This is a genomic window from Marinomonas sp. 63XJN7_7_ISO-PGPR-S23-202, assembly GCF_056173505.1.
In genome coordinates this window covers 5,066,692-5,084,003 of record NZ_CM149677.1, presented here as the reverse complement: position 1 = coordinate 5,084,003, position 17,312 = coordinate 5,066,692, and the positions used below count along the sequence as shown (strand labels likewise).

Here is a 17,312-nt window from a genome sequence, read left to right as displayed (position 1 = left end):
TTTATGGCGCTGACGTTGCTGCTGACTTGTATTGGCCAGTTGTTGCAGAAAAGCGTTGCGACCCGCACTGATCATCGCCATCAAGTCTGGTGGCTACTGGCGATCATTGGTTGTCTAGGCTTGGGAGCGGTTTTTTGGTTGCTGGTGTTGCAGCGTCTCCCTGTTGGCATTGCTTACCCTATGTTGAGCTTGAACTTTGTGCTGGTGATGGCGGCTTCGCGCTGGTGGTTTAAAGAAACCGTGAGCCCCCGCCAGTGGTGTGGTGTGCTCTGCATTATACTAGGAGTAAGCTTATTGGGAGGCTATTCATGAGGTCTTGGTTCGCGATCATTGCAAGCCTATTGCTGGTCACCTTAGCGCAATTGTTAATGAAATCCGGTATGAGCGGCATGCCTGTGGTTTCCATCAATTGGCTGATAGTCGAGGGGCACGGCATTGCGTTTCTGCAAAGCCATCTTTCTAGCCTTATTCGCGTGTTTTTTGGTTTGATGTGTTATGGATTATCGCTGGGCTGTTGGATGTTGGCATTGAAAAACATCCCCCTATCAGTGGCCTATCCATGCTTGAGTATCAGCTATGTGTTAGTGACGCTGCTGGCTCACTGGGTGTTTGCCGAGCCTTTATCCTGGGTTGTCTTAGTGGGCAGTGTGTTGATCATGCTTGGGGTCAGTCTAATTACCTACAAACCTGCTGGTCATGGGGCGCACTAGGGGAAATTTGGAGCGCTCAATAGAATGAAAAAAGACGCCGTGGCGTCTTTTTTTAGTTAATGAGCATTTGATTTTAGCCTAGCGCTTAGCCGACTAGGGTCATAAACAAGACGCTTAGTCTTCTAATACCATAATGCCTTCGATTTCTACTTGTACGCCTTTTGGTAGGGCACGAACACCCATGGCGGCACGAGCAGGGAAGGGTTGTGAAACGAATTGCGTCATCACTTCGTTCACTGTGGCAAAGTTACCCAGATCTGTCATGAATATATTGAATTTCACCACATCTTTTAGGGAGCCGCCAGCCGCTTCACACACGGCTTGTAAGTTTTTGAAGACTTGAGTGGTTTGTTCAACGATGTCTTCGCTGATGATTTCCATGGTCTCTGGTACTAAAGGAATCTGACCAGATAGGTAAACAGTATTACCCGCGCGAACAGCCTGTGAATAAGGTCCAATTGCCGCAGGTGCGTTTTCAGTATGAATGATTTGCTTTGCCATGTTCTCGATTCCATTTCAAAATGAGTGGAACTGCGGCATTGAATTCAGGCCGCAGACGGTTTAAAAAGCGTTATTTGTACCTTATTTTACTTGAATAAAGAGTGAGAGAAATAGACGTCTCACCTTATTCAACGTCCAACAATGGTTTCTCTAGAGACTTTTTCGACACAGCGCACGGCTTTGATACGGCGCATCACATCGGCTAGACCAACACGACTTGAAATAGTGATATTCAGGCGAAGTCGGCTGATGCGGCCCCGTTCAATAATATCTAAGTTGGACACTTGATAGTCCGTGTCTGTGATCGAGCTGGCGATCTTGGCGACCGCGCCACGTTCGTTAATATAACTGACGATGAGACTGATATTCAGCTCTTCTTCAATGTCCTTACTCCATGCCATGCGGATGAAGCGTTCTGGACTCGATAAATGATCTTGAATATTGGGGCAGTTTAAATGGTGAATGATAATCCCTTTATCCACCTGAACATAGCCGACAATGGGGTCACCTGGAATGGGCGAACAGCATTTCGCATAAGAAATCAGCATGCCTTCAGAGCCGTTCACCTTAAAGGATTTTGGCGTCACCAAGGTGTTTTCATCGTAATCGGGGAATAGTTGTCGTGCGACTAAGTAGCCAACGTGTCGGCCTTTGCCTATCGACTCCAATAAGTCATCCATGGAGGCGAGTTGGTAGTTATTTAAAACTTGGTCTATTTGCTCTTTGGTTAAGTCTTCAATGTTGGTTTTAAACGCATTAAGAGAGCGAGTTAACAAGCGATAGCCGATCGAAATGGCATTTTCGCGTTGTTTACCTTTTAAATAATGACGAATATTAGTGCGTGCTTTTCCAGTAATGGCAAAACTTAACCAAGCCACATTCGGTTGAGCATTTTTGGCCGTGATGATTTCTACTGTTTGGCCACTTTCTAACTGGGTGCTAAGGGGGGCCAAGCGACGATTAATGCGGCATGAAATACAAGAGTTGCCGATTTCAGTATGGACGCCATAAGCGAAGTCGACGGGCGTGGCCCCAGAAGGCAATTCGATGATTTTACCGTTCGGTGTGAAAATATAGACCTCATCTGGGAAGAGATCACTTTTCACGTTATCGACAAATTCGATGGCGTTGCCTGCTTTTTGCTGGATTTCCAGTAGGCTTTTTACCCATTTTGTTGCACGGTCATGATTGCTAGGGATCCCTGAGTTACCGCTGAACTTATACGCCCAGTGAGCGGCAATACCATTGTTGGCAACTAAGTCCATCTCCTCGGTTCGTATTTGTACTTCCATTGGCAAACCGTTGGTACCTAATACCGTGGTATGCAAAGATTGATAACCGTTAGATTTTGGGACGGCAATGTAATCTTTAAAACGCCCTTCGATCGGTTTAAAAAGAGAGTGAATGACGCCTAGAATACGGTAACAACTGTCGTGGCGATCCGTGACGACACGAACCCCTAAGACATCCATAATCTCCCCCAAAGAACGGTGCTTTTTATCCATTTTTTGGTAGATACTATAGATGTGTTTTTCACGTACGCTGATGGTTGCTTCGATGTAATCTGCTGCCAGTTCCGCTCGAATAAAGTCTTCAAGCTTTTCCGTGTCTTTAGCGCGTTGGCCGTATTTCTTATGAATGGCGCGCTGCAACATGCGCGCCCGCATAGGGTAGTAGGCTTGGAACGCAAGCGATTCTAAGGCGACACGTACATTGTACATACCAAGTCGATTGGCAATCGGGGCGTATATATCCAATGTTTCACGGGCGATGCGGCGCTTTTTGTGGGCTGGCATAGAATCCAGCGTGCGCATATTGTGGAGTCGGTCTGCCAGTTTCACAAGAATAACACGAATGTCATCCGCCATGGCCATGGCCATTTTTTGGAAGTTATGTGCTTGCTTTTCGATTTGGCTGTTAAATTCTAGGTGAGTTAACTTACTGACGCCATCAACGAGGCTAGCGACGCCTTCGCCAAATTGTTCTGTTAAGGCTTCGCGGCTAATCCCCGTGTCTTCAATCACGTCATGAAGTAGGGCGGCCGTCAGGCCGTCACAATCCATACGAAGATCGGCAAGGATCTGCGCAACAGCAAGAGGATGGGTGACGTAAGGTTCACCACTTTTACGCCATTGGCCATCATGGGCTTGTTCTGCGTAATAGTAGGCGCGTTTTACCTGAGCTACTTGCTCATAGGGCAAATACTGACTTAGGGTCAGCGCTAATTCTTCAATGACATACATCGCTCACCTCACAACAGCAAATAATAAATACGACAGCAGTGGTATGAGCGACACCATAAATTCTAGAACTCGTGGATAGGTTGCTTTTGCTTATCAACGTTATGTGCGTTGATCAGATCTTCAGCTATCTCACGCAGTGCAACAACGGTCATTTTGTCGTCTTCAATGGCGACTTTCGCTTCTTCACCACCCGTGGCAAGCTGACGTGCACGCTTGGATGCCACCATCACTAATTCAAAACGGTTATCAACGTTTTCTAAACAATCTTCTACGGTAACTCGAGCCATATTGACCTCTAATGTGCGGTTATCTAGTTATATAGATGTTATTCTACTTAAGGGCTTCTTATAATGACAAGAGGTCATTAATGAGATTGCCATTTTTTTGTTCGATTAGGCGGGTTTTAGCGCGCATTGCCATAAAGATGGCCTGCATAGTGGCTAAAGCGCTATCGAAATCATCATTGACGATGACAAAGTCGTACTCTTGATAGTGAGACATTTCATTGACCGCTTTGCTCATGCGGCGAGAAATGACCTCCTCTGAATCGGTTCCTCGTCCTTTTAGCCTTTCTTCCAGTACGCTTAAAGACGGCGGTAATATAAACAAGCCTATGGCATTTGGATACAAATGACGAACCTGTCGCGCGCCTTGCCAATCAATTTCCAAGATGACATCTAAACCTTGTCCTAGCATATCAAAAATAGCGTGTTTCGATGTGCCATAAAAATTATCAAAGACTTGAGCATGTTCAAAAAACGCATTCTGCTCAATCATGGCGTTAAATTCTTCTACACTGGTAAAGTAATATTCGCGGCCATGCTCTTCTCCTGTTCGAGGTGCTCGGGTTGTGTGAGATACCGAGATACGCACCTTGTCGTCTGCCTTTAATAAGGCTTTGTATAAAGACGATTTTCCGGCCCCAGAAGGGGCTGACAAGATAAATAAATTTCCAGTATGTTGTTCCATGGAGGTAATAGAAACTCTTCTTTTCGGTTTAAATGGGTTAGGGAGTCACTTGGCTAAGGAAAGTTCGCATAGGTTTTTTTGATAGACCTGAGTGTTTACTGCAAGGCCTGTCATTAGGACTATACTAGAGCCATACCACGTCTCATCACTTGTCCTTACCTAATTTAAGGTACTATACCATAGAAGCCTCTTCGCAAGGTCATTGTGTAAGATTTATCCATATTTTTTTTGCCGCCATAGAGCGACATTGTATTTTTTATTAGCACTCTCGTTGGGCTCTTGCTGTACAAAATTTGAACACTTGACACTGGACAATCATCATTTGCCGTCTATGCTTTTTCTAGTGCCACTACTTTTTTGTCTCGAACAAGGACTGTTTAATGAGCGCCCTACATGATGAGCTAACCTCTACTTTTAATGAAACGATACCTTATTATAAAGTGTTATCCGTAGAGGACGACCTAGATTATCAAGCCGCGTTGCTTACTCCAATGTCTTCATTGAAGTTCAATGGTAAGGGGATTCAGTTACTAACGGCCAACTCGGCCGCCAGTGCGACTAAATTGTTAGCAATGCACCCAGATATCAGTGTGATTCTTCTGGATGTGGTGATGGAAACCGACACAGCAGGCTTGTGTTTGGTGAACACCATTCGCCAGGAGTTGGGGAATCATTTAGTCAGAGTTGTATTGTTAACGGGCCAACCAGGCATGGCACCCGTTAAAGACATCATGAATGAGTATGATATTGATGACTGCTGGAGCAAATCTGAGCTTACCCACGATCACCTACAGACCATTATATTAAGTAATTTACGCACCTGGCACCATCTTAATACCATGCGTGAAGCGCGCCAAGGGTTGCAGTTTTTAGTGGAATCAACGCAGCGCTTAGCCAAACGACAGGACATGATTCCCTACATTCAGTCTGTTCTCAAAGAAATCACTCAGTTATTTCCCTGCCATCAAGGCTGTGTCGTGGGCGCTTCCAACGCTAAGAATCGCGACAATCTTCATCAGGCCCTAGTGATTGCCGCCTGTGGTGAATTTGAATCGTTTCTTCACCAGCCCTTAAGCGGTCTTTCTCAGAATGTCGAATTATTGGAGGGTATGCAGCAGGCATTTGAGACCCATTCCCATGTGTTTCTTGAGGATAAATGTGTGTTGTATTTTGCCAACGAGGAGCTGGAAGACGACGAATACATTGTCATCGTAACCTTATCTCGTCGACTTGCGGTCAATGAAACTAGGTTATTGAAAGTCATGAGTGAAAACATCAGTGTTGGTTTTCGTAATGTGGCGTTGCATGGAAAATTGTGTGAGCTCGCTTACTTCGATGTCTCCTCCGGTATGTATAATAAAAACTGGTTGACGCGAGAGTTGCGTAATATGTCTGAATTCGATAGACAGAGTGCGCAGCTTGTGATGTTGCAAGTGGAAGACTTTGCCCATAAGCAAACCGTATTTGGATTGGCGTTTGGAAATCAGCTTATGCATATGTTGTATCTACACTTGTGTGAGCATTTTGCGGGTGGGGCTGAGATTGCGCTTATTGAACGCGATACCTTGGCCATTCTGATTCGGCGTCACCCTACCTTTGATGAAACCTCTCTAGCCCCGATAGTGCATGCGTGTTTTAACTTTAAAAGCAGCCTTCATACCGTGGATATGATCGCAGGGTTGGTGAAACTATCCGATTTTCCCCATTTTACCCCAGAGCAACTGATTAGCGCGGGAGAGTGTGCCTTAGAACACGCTCGCCAAAATGGTCGTCATTTTTTGGCTTTCAATGAAAAGCTGGCGTCATTCATGGTCAGGCGTTATGGCCTGTTAAACGACTTGCGACAAGCCATTCTTGATAACGAGATCAGTGTTTTTTTGCAACCTAAAGTCTCTTTGCGTGATGGTCGTTTAGTGGGGTTTGAGGCTTTGGCTCGTTGGAAACATAAAGATGGTCATTTTGTCCCACCTGATCAATTTATTCCCCTAGCTGAAAGCTGTGGTTTGATTGGCAAACTGGACCATTGGGTGATGTTGTTGTCTTGCCGAGCGGTGTTATTTTTAGAAAAAAATGCCATTCATTTGCCTATATCTGTGAATGTCGCTGGGAGTGAATTGCTAAGAGGCGATTACTTTGATCAGCTGATTGCGCTGTTAAAGCAAGAAAAAGTGCCGCCAAACTTAATTGAATTAGAGATTACCGAGACCCAGCTCATTCAAGAAAAAGTATCGTTATTTCCACGTTTGGAGTCCCTGAAAAGCTGTGGTATTCGCATTAATGTGGATGACTTTGGCACTGGCTATTCCTCTTTGGCGTACCTGTCCTCCTTACCCGTCTCCACATTGAAAGTGGATCACAGCTTTGTTTGGAATATGGGCTACTCCGAGAAAGATTACAAAATACTTAAAATGATCATCGAACTAGGCAGCTCTCTAGAGCTTAATGTCATCGCCGAGGGGATTGAAACCCAAGAGCAATATCAGAAGTTGCAAGCATTAGGCTGCCATGAAGGGCAAGGGTATTTATTTTGTGCGCCTATGCCTGTCTCACAAGTGGTGAGTTGGGCAAAAAATTATGCGGCGACACAACAATAAATGAAATGGCAAATGAAACAAAGGTATTATTTGCTGACCTGTTGGGCCTTCATTCTGCTCGTTATTATCGTGATCGCATGGCGTAACTATGAATTACTGAAGAGCCAATATATTAGCCAGATTCGCCTAGACCAGACGGAAATTTTGTCCCGGGGCAGTAGCCTGTTCAATCGTGAATTAGGGCATTTAAAAAATGTCACATTGTTTCTACGCAACAGTATAGAAGGTAACCTATCATCGATTGATCCAAATGATACGCTGCTATGGCGTCAGTCTGTGATCAATACTTTTTCTCAGTTTGCGAGTATGTCTCCCCTGATTTCTCAAGTACGTTGGCTGAGTCTGGATGGGCAAGAGCGTATCCGAGTGAACCGGACGAATGAAGGGTTATCGGTCGTAAAAGAAGAGTATCTTCAGAATAAAGCGGATCGATACTACTTTCAACAAGCCAAGACGGCGACAGAAAACCATGTTTATATCTCACCCATCGATCTCAATATTGAAAATGGCCAGATTGTCACGCCCATTGAGCCAACCGTTAGGGCTGTGATTATGCTGCAATCGCAATATAAAGGGGTGTTGGTGGTGAATTACCACTTGCGTAGTTTATTTGACAGTTTGCGTTCATTGGCTAATAACCGTGTCTTTTTGGATGTAGTGAGCCCAACGGGTGAGTGGCTGATTAGCCAAGAGAAAACGCTTGAATGGGCTCAGACGCTGAGTTCGTTATCATCGCCAAAAGACATGCCATCCCAATACCCCAAGGCATGGAATACCTTAACGACAGATAGCTTTTTTGCCAGCTTTATCTATGCAGAGCAAGTCTGGAGCGGCATGAAGGTTCTGACAGACGAGGACCCATCGTCAGTGACGCAAGATGAGTCCAGCTACTTATATTTCATCGCCCGTTCTTGGCCACAAAATTTGATGGTCAAGAGCCATACTTTGCTCGCTTACACCTTTGTGATTGGTTTTTTATGCTTTGTGGTGTTGGCTGGTCTGACTTGGTGGCAAATAGAAGCCTATTACAAACGCAAAGCACTGCTTTTGGCCTTGGAAAGTGAAAAAGTTCATTTAAAAAACACCAACAAAGAGCTTAATACCGCCAATCAGCGTTTGGTCCTACTACAAGATGAGCTGGTCGAGAACAGTCGGCTTGCCTCTTTAGGCATGATGGTGGCGGGGTTAGCCCATGAAATGAACACACCATTAGGGGGGGCCAAGATGGCATTGTCTTCTTTACAAGCCTTGTTGACGCGAGATGAAGCTGACTTTGAAAGCTCAAACTACCGTTCAATGCTTCATTCATTGCATATAGCGGAAAAGAACCTGATGCGAGCCATTGAGCTTGTCTCAAGTTTCAAACGCTTAACATCCAACCAAGCGGCACAAGAGAGTGTTTCTTTCCAACTGCATCAAGTATTAAACGACTTTATGACGACCTATCGTCCGAGTTTAAAGCAATACTCTAATATAAAAATCGAGGTGGACTGCCCTGAAGACATTCGTCTACAAAGCCATCCAGGAATAGTAACGCAGGTGATACAAAACTTAGTGGATAATGCATTAAGTCATGGGTTTGATGAAGACATGACGGGGACGATTCTTCTCAAGGCGCGTTGTCATTCAACGCACCTTACTTTGAGCGTGCAAGATGACGGCAAAGGCATCGCCCTAGAGATGAAGGATACGCTTTTTAATCCTTTTGCGACCACTGGCCGTTCCCGTATGCACACTGGACTGGGGTTGTATTTGGTGCATCAATGGGTTTATAGCTTATTGAAAGGGCGTATTGATGTCACCTCAGAATTGGGCAAGGGAACCTGCTTTACTCTCACCTTTGCATTGAATGAGGCAAAGGTCTGAGGTGTTTGTTTCAATTTGTACGCATGATATAAAAAAACTATGAATACAATTTTTATAATTTTATTTCATAATCCATAATATTTCTTGATAATCGTTCCCACTATCAATATCGCGAGGGGAAGCGATTATGTTATCAAAAATATCAATTGCCAGAGCCATGCAATGGGGCTTTGGTGTCGCCATTACCATTGTGTTTGCCTTGGGCATTTACCTTATTGTCGTGATCAGTACCGTTCGCGATCAATTTAACACTTTGGTCACACATAACTTACAAGTGCAATCCGTTCTCTCGGATTTGCGCTTTTACACCGTCACTTACCGGCGTTTTGCCTTGGATTACGGTCTAACTACCAGTGCCAGTGCGCATAAAGACATTCAAAAAACCATCGATGAAAATGATGAGAAGGTTGATGCGTCACTGGATCGTTTCAGCGCGGTAGCGGATACTCCTGACATGAAAGCTTTTATGGAAACGGTGAAGTCCCGCATTAATGCGTACCGGGGGATGCAAAACAACTACCTTTCTTTAATTGACCAAGGGAAAATCGATAAAGCTCGGGTGGAAATGCTAGGGCCTATGCTCGACCCGTTTAACACCATTGTGGACTCTCTTAGTGATTTGCAAGAACAGCTACTCACACAAGGCCTTAAGATGAAGGAAGATGAGTCCCGAGCCATGGGGCGGGCCATCTTTACTGAAGCGATGGTTGGGGGGATTGTGTTATTGTTTTTGATGGTGTTTGGCGTTTTACTGACTCGCAAAGTGAACAAACCTTTGGGTGTGCTGATTGAGCAAATGAATACGGTTGAAAACGGTGACTTGCGCACTCGTCTGGACTTAACACAATTTGCTGACGATGAGTTAGGTCGAGCCGCCCATTCATTTGATCAAATGCAACAAGGCATTTATCGACTTGCTGAAGGTGTGCAACAGAATACGCAGACCGTTGAGCACGTCAGTCAAACCATGCTAGAGCGGATGGGCAGCACCACGATACGTTTGGATCAGCAAAAAAGCGAAATCAGTGCTGTGGCATCGGCCATGTCTCAATTACAGAGCAGCTTTGCCGATGTTGCCCAGCATACGGTGACCGCCGCGCAAAGTGCCGCCGATGTGAAAGACCATGCGACCAATAGCCGAGAGGTTATTCAAGCGTCTCTGAACCAAACCGAGTCCTTGTCTAATGCCATTTCGCAAGCGTCTGTAGTCACCCAAGCGCTGAAAGAAGACAGTGCAGGGATCGAAATGATTTCTCAAGTCATTCGTAACATCACGGATCAAACCAACTTGCTGGCACTAAATGCCGCCATTGAAGCTGCTAGAGCCGGTGATGCTGGACGAGGTTTCGCCGTCGTTGCGAATGAAATTCGTTCTTTAGCGCAAAAAACGCAAGATTCTATTGATGAGATCAACAAGACCATTGAGGTGATTGAAAACCATGCGGAGCAAGCCGTTAGCGCAATGGAAGTCAGTCAAACTCAAATGCGTTCAGGGTTAGAAAAGGCCCACAGTAGTCAAGAGGGCATTGGGCATGTGATGGCCTCTTCGACAACCATTGACGGTATGGGCCAGATGATTGCGGCTGCTACCGAGCAGCAATTGGTTGTGGCCAAAGAATTGACGCACAGCATCAATGAAATCCACCAAGTGTCTCAGGACATTCACCGCAGCGTCCACGACACCGAGCGACTCAGTGAAGAGCTAAAAGAAGCCAGTGTGAGCTTAAGCCGAGTGTCTTCGCGCTTTCGCCTAAGATAACGGGACTTAGAAAAAGACAGAGCTTGGGAATATAGGACCCCCAGCGGTTAATTTAATGATCTTGTCACGTAAAACCCCCAGCGACTTATATGTCGTTGGGGGGGGAAATGCCTTTTAGGGGCATTCTCTAGTGCTTAGTTGGGCTGCTGCTCTTATCCGTAAACCCCCGAACCTGCGAGTTTAATTGCCAGCGTAATAATTCAGGCAAGGCCTTTTGGCGCTCCTGCTGTTGCTCGCTAGGCACCGTACTCTTGGTTTTCGTTCGTAGCCCGGTGGCCGTAGCCCACGGATAAAAAGCAGGGTTACCGCTCATCGGGTAGGCACCATTTTTATCGATCCATAAGGTGACGTTGTAACCAAACGCACGGCTTGGGTCGTCCACTGGCGCCAGCATGTTACGACCTGCAATGGCTTGATAGGGGGTATTCGATAAACTGAGATTGTACAGTGTTGGGAAAATGTCTTTATGAGACCCCACCCGATTCGGATCGTACGTCCACTTTGTATGGGCAAGAATCTGCTTGGGGACATGCAGATAGAATGGCACCGCACGGTCAAGCACTTGCTCTTGTGGGTAGAAGGCATTTAGTCGCCGCATCTGGTGATCTCCCGTGCTGGCGATAATGGTATGGTCACCCGCTGGCGACGCTTCTACTGAGCTGACAAACTGACCAAAGGCATCCGCTGCAAATTGGTAGGTTTCCAGTATGTTTTTTTGCGATGCTTTAGTATCCGCCGAGTGTTTTAACACTTCAGGAGTGAGGGCATAGGGCGCTGGGTGATAGCGTTTCGGTGTCTCATAAGGGGGATGGTTGGTAATGGTCAAAATGGTAATAAACAGCGGCTTTTTGCTTTCGCTGAGTAATTTTTCTGCCAAACGGAAAGCGTAATCATCCGGTACGCCCCAAGCTCCCAATTCTGAGGCAGATTGAGGGTACATTTCCATAAGTGTGTTTTGATCATACACCTCATCGACGCCTTGTCTTGGTAGATAATTCACTAAATTGCGCCACGCCATGTTGCCAGGGGAAATAAAAATGGTTTTATAGCCGGCTTTTTTGTACACATCGAATGGTACGCCGTTTAGCTTCACTTTTTGTTCTGAACTGTGGCTGATATTTTCAAATGGGCTGTGGAACAACATGGCAGCCAAAGACGGTGCCGTGCCATTGTCTTCGGATAAAAAGCGTTTAAAAACAAAATCTTCTTTAAAGTGTGGACGAAGATGGCCGAGCAAATCGTTCACTCCTGGCTTATCAAAGTCCAGCATGTTACTACCGAAGCTTTCCATCACCGTCATCACCACATTGGGCTTATGTTGCGCTAACCAAGGGTTAACAGGAGTCCGTGCATCCAGCCCACTAATGCCTAGTTGTGCCTCTAGGGCTTTTCCGCGTTCATGACTGACAGGCGCGAAAGATTCGTCGGCCTTTTTATCATTAATGGCCCAATCCAGTGCCATAAAACCATTTGGCGACAATTTATTCAGAATCAGTAACTGGGATACCTGAGCATTACCACGGCGTAAAGGGAAGGTGCCAACACTGCCTCGGGCCGCAATGGCAAGCACGATGGTAGCAATGAGCAGATAAATAATGAAAAAAACCGTGTGCCAATGCTGTCGTACTTTATCCCGTAGGGTGTGTTTGGCAAGACGGAAGGAGATAAAAGCCAATAGCAAACCGCACAGCACAGCGCGAATAACAGGGTAGTCCTGCCAAATAGTCAGTAAGACGTTTTGTGTGTCATCATTGACGAGACCAAAAGCGAAAATATCAAAATGGTTATGGTAGGTCTGGTAATAGTAAAAGTTACTGATGGTGACCATCACCACAAGAAACATAATGAGCCCCATCAAATAGGGGCTGATGGCCTTCAGCACGCGCCATGTGAATCGATTCGCACAGAATAAAAAACCGACCAACAAAAAGGGTGCCATAAACATGCCGCCAATGCGCAAATCGTAGCGCACCCCAATGGACCACATCCGGGTGACGTCTTCACTGTGCTTTGCCAACTCCGCAGGAACGGCAAAATAGTGAAGCATAAAATAACGTCCTGTCATCAATACCAAAGTGATAAGAAAGACTTGGATTGCTATTGTGACCAATAATGGTCGCATTCGACTCTGATACATCGTTGTGACTATCCTACAATACGCAAATAAGCGCCGATTATAGCACTCAATAAATGGACCGTGCTGAGATAAAAAGTCGCCAATCGTGGCGAAAATCTTGCTTCTTGCATATTTAGGGTGAAAACCACGAAAAATGAGCGGTACTATTTTGATCGGGTATGTCGGATCAAAATACGACATATTTTTTTTCGGCATAACAGTGACTTATCATAGTAGGTGATGATCAATCGAAGGAGTGAGGGAGTGGATGCGAAGACGCGTTATGAGAAACGTATGCAAGCGGTGTGTCAGTATATATATCAGCATCTTGATGAGGTGCTAACGGTGGAGATATTAAGTGAGGTCGCGCATTTCTCCAAACATCACTTTCATCGACAATTCTCTGAATACATGGGCATCAATGTATTTAAATTCATCCAGCAATTGCGTTTGAAGCGGGCCTCCTATGAGTTGGTATTTCGCCCTGAAAAGCGCATTGTGGATATTGCCATGGATGCGCAATTTGATCACCCCGAATCCTTTTCCAGAGCCTTCAAAAAAACCTTTGGCCAGTCACCGAGAGCGTTTCGCCAAGAGCCGAATTGGCTCAACTGGCGACAAGAATGTCCAGTGACTGACAACCAGATGGAGCAATCCACGCAGGTGAATATCGTCGAATTTACCGAAACTCTCGTAGCGGTATACGAGCACCGTGGGCCGTTCGGCCAGATAGTGGCCTCGTCTTCTGCCTTTCAAGCCAGTTTAAAACGCATTGGTATCAACCCGTTACTAAAAGGTCGTTCGTTCGGTCTAGTGTACAACGACCCAAAAGAAGTGGCCCCGGAAGATTTTCGTTATGATCTTGCCGTTAAAGTAACGCAACCGATTATTGAGAACGACGAAGGCATCGTTAGAAAAGTTATTGCGGGTGGGCGCTGCGCTGTATTGCGCCACTTAGGCTCTCGGGACAACCTTGATGACAGTGTTCGAACCCTTTATGGGGCGTGGTTGCCAAACAGTGGTGAAGAGCTTCGCAATGCCCCTTGTTTTTTCGCCTTCTTGAACTCCTTAGCGGACGTTGCCGAACACGAACTGATCACTGATATTTACCTACCACTAATATAAACGTTGCGAATACTGCTAATTTAGCCATTGTGCTTGGGGCTTGCCATCCAGCCTAATCCCATCCAAATCAAGCCAATCATCAGCATGACGTAGAGAGGCGCGCTCCAAGCTTGCTGCCAGTCGTAAAGGGCACCCATCAACACCGGGCCAATTGCCGCCAGTGTATAGCCAATTAACTGAGCCATACCAGACAGCGCCGCGGCTTGTTTGGGACTGTGGGTTCTTAAACTGACAAACGACAAGCCTAGAATAAAGCCCATACTGATACCAAACCCAAAAGACACCGACCACAGGCCAGACCAGTTGGGCGCGAATAACAGGCCGGCCAGACTTAAAGTCGTTAGCCCCGTGGCCAATAAGCATAATCGTCTATGGCTTCCTAAACGATGGATAAATGGCGCCAAAATCAACGAAGGCATGGCCCCGGCCAACTGCAAATAGCCTTGATAGAGTCCGGCGGTTGCATCGCTATAACCATGACTCATTAAAATAGTCGGCGCCCACGCCACGACAACGTAATTCAACAACGAGTTGACCGCTAAAAAGCTGGCCACTTGCCAAGCCGTAATAGAGCGCCAAACGGACGTTGAAATATCCACCGGATTAGCTTGGGGGGCTTGGTGTTGGGTGATTTTGCAACTAAACCACACCACCAAAGGCAACAGAATCAACAGGCTTTGACAGCCTAGAGCAAACGACCAGCCACTCATAGGCAAATCGAAAGTAGGCTGTTCCGCATACAAACTTAATGGCACGGCAAGGCTCGACATCAAAAAGCCACCGATACTCATCATCAATACGTAGATCGCCGTCAGTTGAACCACATAATGAGGAAACTCACGTTTTAGCAAACTCGGTAACAGCACATTGCCGATGGCAATCCCCGCACCAATAAATATGGCTCCGATATACAAGGTACTGATCGAGCCAAAGGTACGAATGATCATGCCAATGGCGATCAAACCCACGCCTGACGCCAAAATACGCTCAATCCGGAAATGACGGGTCAACCAAGACGCCACTGGGGCAAAAAAGCCAAACGCTAACAATGGCAAGCTGGTGAGCAAACCAGACTGGGAACTACTTAAATGCAGATCGGCACTGATTTTGTCTAACAAGGGGGGTAACCCCGTCACCGGTCCGCGCAGGTTTAATGCCACCAAAAAAATAAATAACAGTAAAAAGGCCGCATCGTGCTGGGCTAGGCGTTGTAATCGTTTCATGTGTCTAGTCAAAAGTAGAGAGGGGAAAGATTGTTGATTGGCTATTATATGGGTTACTCTGCTTGCAGAATTGAGACGTTTGGACAATAAATTGCGAAATACAGACAAAACCGTTTTTGAATCCTTCACCGATTTGAGCTTTGCCGATCACTATCCTCATCGTGTTTTGGTATTGCGCTCCCAATCTGTGCCCCACCGCGAAGAAACCCCTTGGCACCAGCACCAAAAAGCGCAGCTAGTCCTCCCTTTAACGGGGGTTGTCACCAGCTTTATAGAAGACAAAATGTGGCTCGTACCGCCCCGCTGCGCGGTCTGGATTCCCAGCAATGTGATGCATCGTAATCAGATTTCCCCCCATGCTGACGTCTGTATGCTCTTTGTCGACTGCACCGATTTAGCCTTACCTGAGGCCGCCTGTACCCTGACGGTGACGCCCCTGGTTCGTGAACTGATATTGCACCTACATAGACAACAAGATGATGACAAAACGGATCCCGCCACCGACCGACTGATTGACGTCTTACTCGATCAATTGATCCAACTAGAGCGAGAAGAATTTGATTTTCCCATCCCCGACGAACCGATCCTTAACCGACTCGCCCTAGAGCTTATTGCCAGACCCAGCGAAAAACGCACCCTAGGTGAATGGGCCAGTGACTTTGCCATGAGCGAACGCACCTTAGCGCGTATGATCAAACGCCACGTACAACTCACCTTCGGCCAATGGCGCAGCCAACTCCATATTGTCCTCGCCTTACAAAAACTCGCTACCAACATGCCCATCCAAACCCTTTCCGAAGAACTTGGCTACGACTCCGTCAGCGCCTTCATTACCTTCTTTAAAAAAGCACTGGGCAAATCACCAAGACAATATCGGATCGAGCGATGGGGGAGGGAGTGACGTTGTGTCAGGGCGTCACTCCCTCATTTAAGGGGAAAAGTCTGTCTTGAAACGATTGGGCTTGCTCGCTGTTGCGACACCTTTTTAAAGGTTAATGCCTTTCAACTTTCTGCAGCAAGTATTGGTTCACTGCGTCTAAGTCTTTGAGAATGTTGCCAATAGTTGAATCCATGGTATGGATTTTATCTAAGTAGACTTGGTGATGTGTATCGCTTGCTTGCTGCTGAAAGGCGTCTTCAAACAGGGATTGGCCCTGCTGAAAGAGCGCCGTTAGGTCGTGTCCCGTTTGTTTAAAGTGGTTGTTGTTTCGGAAGTCGTACTCATTATCTTCACCGTCAAAATACCACTGGCCGAACTGGCTCTGACGGGGATCGAATTCATCAGGGGAGGGCGTTTCATTATTGAGGTACATTGCCGACCATCGGTGTTGCAGTTTTACCATTTCTAATATGCAAGAGGAGAGGTGGCCATAGGCCATGGCTTTGTAGGCAGAATGAATGATGTTGCTGGTTTGCTCGGTAGACTGCTCAAAAGAGCGTGTCACGGTAGAAGAGGTGTTGTGAAGGGATTCGGTCCGTTTGCTTAAGTCGTCGATGCTTTCTTCTACTTCTTCGGTGCTGACTTGAATGCGTTGTACCAGTTCGCTAATTTCTTCGCTGGATTCTCTAGAGCGTTTGGCCAATTCTCTGACCTCGTCAGCCACGACGGCAAAGCCTCGTCCGGATTCGCCGGCGCGAGCCGCTTCAATGGCCGCATTGAGCGCTAATAAATTCGTTTGCTCGGATATTTTATTGATGATGCTGGCAAAGTTATTGATTTCGACGGCCAGGGATTTCAGCTCTTTGACGGATTCTAGGCTATTGGTCGCTTTACTGGAGATCTCAACAATGGAAGCATTCAATCCTGCTAACTGAGTACAGCTGTGCTCAAGCTCATCGCTGGTGCCTGCGCACTCACTCATGGGTTCAAAAAGTTCCTCTGAAATCAGCTGAACCCGTTGCCCTAGCATGGTTAATTGATCTGCCGAGGACGTTACTTGCCCCGCTAAAATGTCTTTTGAAATAGATGCATTGGATGGCGAGACTTGTGCTGACAACTCTGCTATCTGTTGATCTTTTTCTCGTAATGCTTGGTTTAACGCTTCATTGCGCTCTTTTAATAACTCAAGCTCATTGTTCATGTCCTGATGTTTCTTGCGGGATGTGTTCCAAAACATGGCGGTATCCTCAAGCGAATAGTGTTAAAGCCGAAAAGTCCCATTATGCACACAACGAGGTGGTCTCTTCTGACCCCTCAACTATATGA

Annotated in this window: 14 protein-coding genes; 7 read left to right on the top strand and 7 right to left on the bottom strand. The window is 46.3% G+C overall.

The window, feature by feature from the left end; translation table 11 throughout:
• The first annotated feature begins 3 nt into the window (after positions 1-3).
• Both arnE and AC0VYG_RS23410 read left to right on the top strand, forming a co-directional pair.
• Positions 4-312: a 4-amino-4-deoxy-L-arabinose-phosphoundecaprenol flippase subunit ArnE gene (gene arnE, locus AC0VYG_RS23415; RefSeq protein ID WP_475430233.1), complete on the top strand. Its 309-nt coding sequence runs from the start codon at positions 4-6 to the stop codon at positions 310-312.
• On the top strand, positions 309-710 hold the full coding sequence (locus AC0VYG_RS23410; RefSeq protein ID WP_475430232.1) for an EamA family transporter: 402 nt from the start codon (positions 309-311) through the stop codon (positions 708-710). Before arnE ends, AC0VYG_RS23410 begins: the two co-directional genes overlap by 4 nt.
• Positions 711-824: 114 nt before the next feature.
• Here AC0VYG_RS23410 and AC0VYG_RS23405 read toward each other — a convergent pair whose 3' ends face one another.
• The 4 genes from AC0VYG_RS23405 to gmk all read right to left on the bottom strand — a co-directional run bounded on the left by AC0VYG_RS23405 (position 825) and on the right by gmk (position 4,423).
• The gene (locus AC0VYG_RS23405) at positions 825-1,211 is read right to left on the bottom strand and encodes a RidA family protein (RefSeq protein WP_475430230.1); all 387 of its coding nucleotides are present in this window, start codon (positions 1,209-1,211) and stop codon (positions 825-827) included.
• A gap of 128 nt (positions 1,212-1,339) precedes the next feature.
• Entirely contained in the window at positions 1,340-3,454 is a 2,115-nt protein-coding gene (locus AC0VYG_RS23400; protein ID WP_475430229.1) for a RelA/SpoT family protein, read from the bottom strand.
• A gap of 62 nt (positions 3,455-3,516) precedes the next feature.
• Positions 3,517-3,741, bottom strand: a complete 225-nt coding sequence (gene rpoZ, locus AC0VYG_RS23395; RefSeq protein WP_475430228.1) for a DNA-directed RNA polymerase subunit omega — start codon at positions 3,739-3,741, stop codon at positions 3,517-3,519.
• A 58-nt stretch (positions 3,742-3,799) separates the two neighbouring features.
• On the bottom strand, positions 3,800-4,423 hold the full coding sequence (gene gmk / locus AC0VYG_RS23390; RefSeq protein ID WP_475430227.1) for a guanylate kinase: 624 nt from the start codon (positions 4,421-4,423) through the stop codon (positions 3,800-3,802).
• Positions 4,424-4,803: 380 nt separating this feature from the next.
• Here gmk and AC0VYG_RS23385 point away from each other — a divergent pair, with 380 nt between their 5' ends.
• The 3 genes from AC0VYG_RS23385 (at position 4,804) to AC0VYG_RS23375 (ending at position 10,642) form a co-directional block, all read left to right on the top strand.
• Positions 4,804-7,017 (top strand): EAL domain-containing protein, encoded by a 2,214-nt coding sequence (locus AC0VYG_RS23385; protein ID WP_475430226.1) that lies wholly within the window; start codon positions 4,804-4,806, stop codon positions 7,015-7,017.
• 12 nt (positions 7,018-7,029) lie between these two features.
• Complete coding sequence (locus tag AC0VYG_RS23380; RefSeq protein ID WP_475430225.1) at positions 7,030-8,883, top strand: sensor histidine kinase; 1,854 nt, start codon at positions 7,030-7,032, stop codon at positions 8,881-8,883.
• 127 nt (positions 8,884-9,010) lie between these two features.
• Positions 9,011-10,642, top strand: a complete 1,632-nt coding sequence (locus AC0VYG_RS23375; protein ID WP_475430224.1) for a methyl-accepting chemotaxis protein — start codon at positions 9,011-9,013, stop codon at positions 10,640-10,642.
• Between the two features lie 127 nt (positions 10,643-10,769).
• Here AC0VYG_RS23375 and AC0VYG_RS23370 read toward each other — a convergent pair whose 3' ends face one another.
• Entirely contained in the window at positions 10,770-12,779 is a 2,010-nt protein-coding gene (locus tag AC0VYG_RS23370) for an LTA synthase family protein (protein ID WP_475430223.1), read from the bottom strand.
• 243 nt (positions 12,780-13,022) lie between these two features.
• Here AC0VYG_RS23370 and AC0VYG_RS23365 point away from each other — a divergent pair, with 243 nt between their 5' ends.
• Positions 13,023-13,883, top strand: a complete 861-nt coding sequence (locus AC0VYG_RS23365; protein ID WP_475430222.1) for an AraC family transcriptional regulator — start codon at positions 13,023-13,025, stop codon at positions 13,881-13,883.
• A 20-nt stretch (positions 13,884-13,903) separates the two neighbouring features.
• On the opposite strand, the gene AC0VYG_RS23360 is transcribed toward AC0VYG_RS23365, so the two are convergent.
• Positions 13,904-15,106, bottom strand: a complete 1,203-nt coding sequence (locus AC0VYG_RS23360) for an MFS transporter (RefSeq protein WP_475430221.1) — start codon at positions 15,104-15,106, stop codon at positions 13,904-13,906.
• Between the two features lie 37 nt (positions 15,107-15,143).
• On the opposite strand from AC0VYG_RS23360, the gene AC0VYG_RS23355 reads away from it, so the two are divergent.
• A complete protein-coding gene (locus tag AC0VYG_RS23355; RefSeq protein WP_475430220.1) occupies positions 15,144-16,007 on the top strand; it encodes an AraC family transcriptional regulator in 864 nt (287 codons plus the stop codon).
• Positions 16,008-16,098: 91 nt separating this feature from the next.
• Here the strand turns inward: AC0VYG_RS23355 and AC0VYG_RS23350 are convergent, their stop codons facing one another.
• Positions 16,099-17,223 carry a methyl-accepting chemotaxis protein gene (locus AC0VYG_RS23350; RefSeq protein ID WP_475430219.1) on the bottom strand — a complete coding sequence of 375 codons (1,125 nt, stop codon included), beginning with the start codon at positions 17,221-17,223 and terminating at the stop codon, positions 16,099-16,101.
• Positions 17,224-17,312 lie beyond the last annotated feature (89 nt).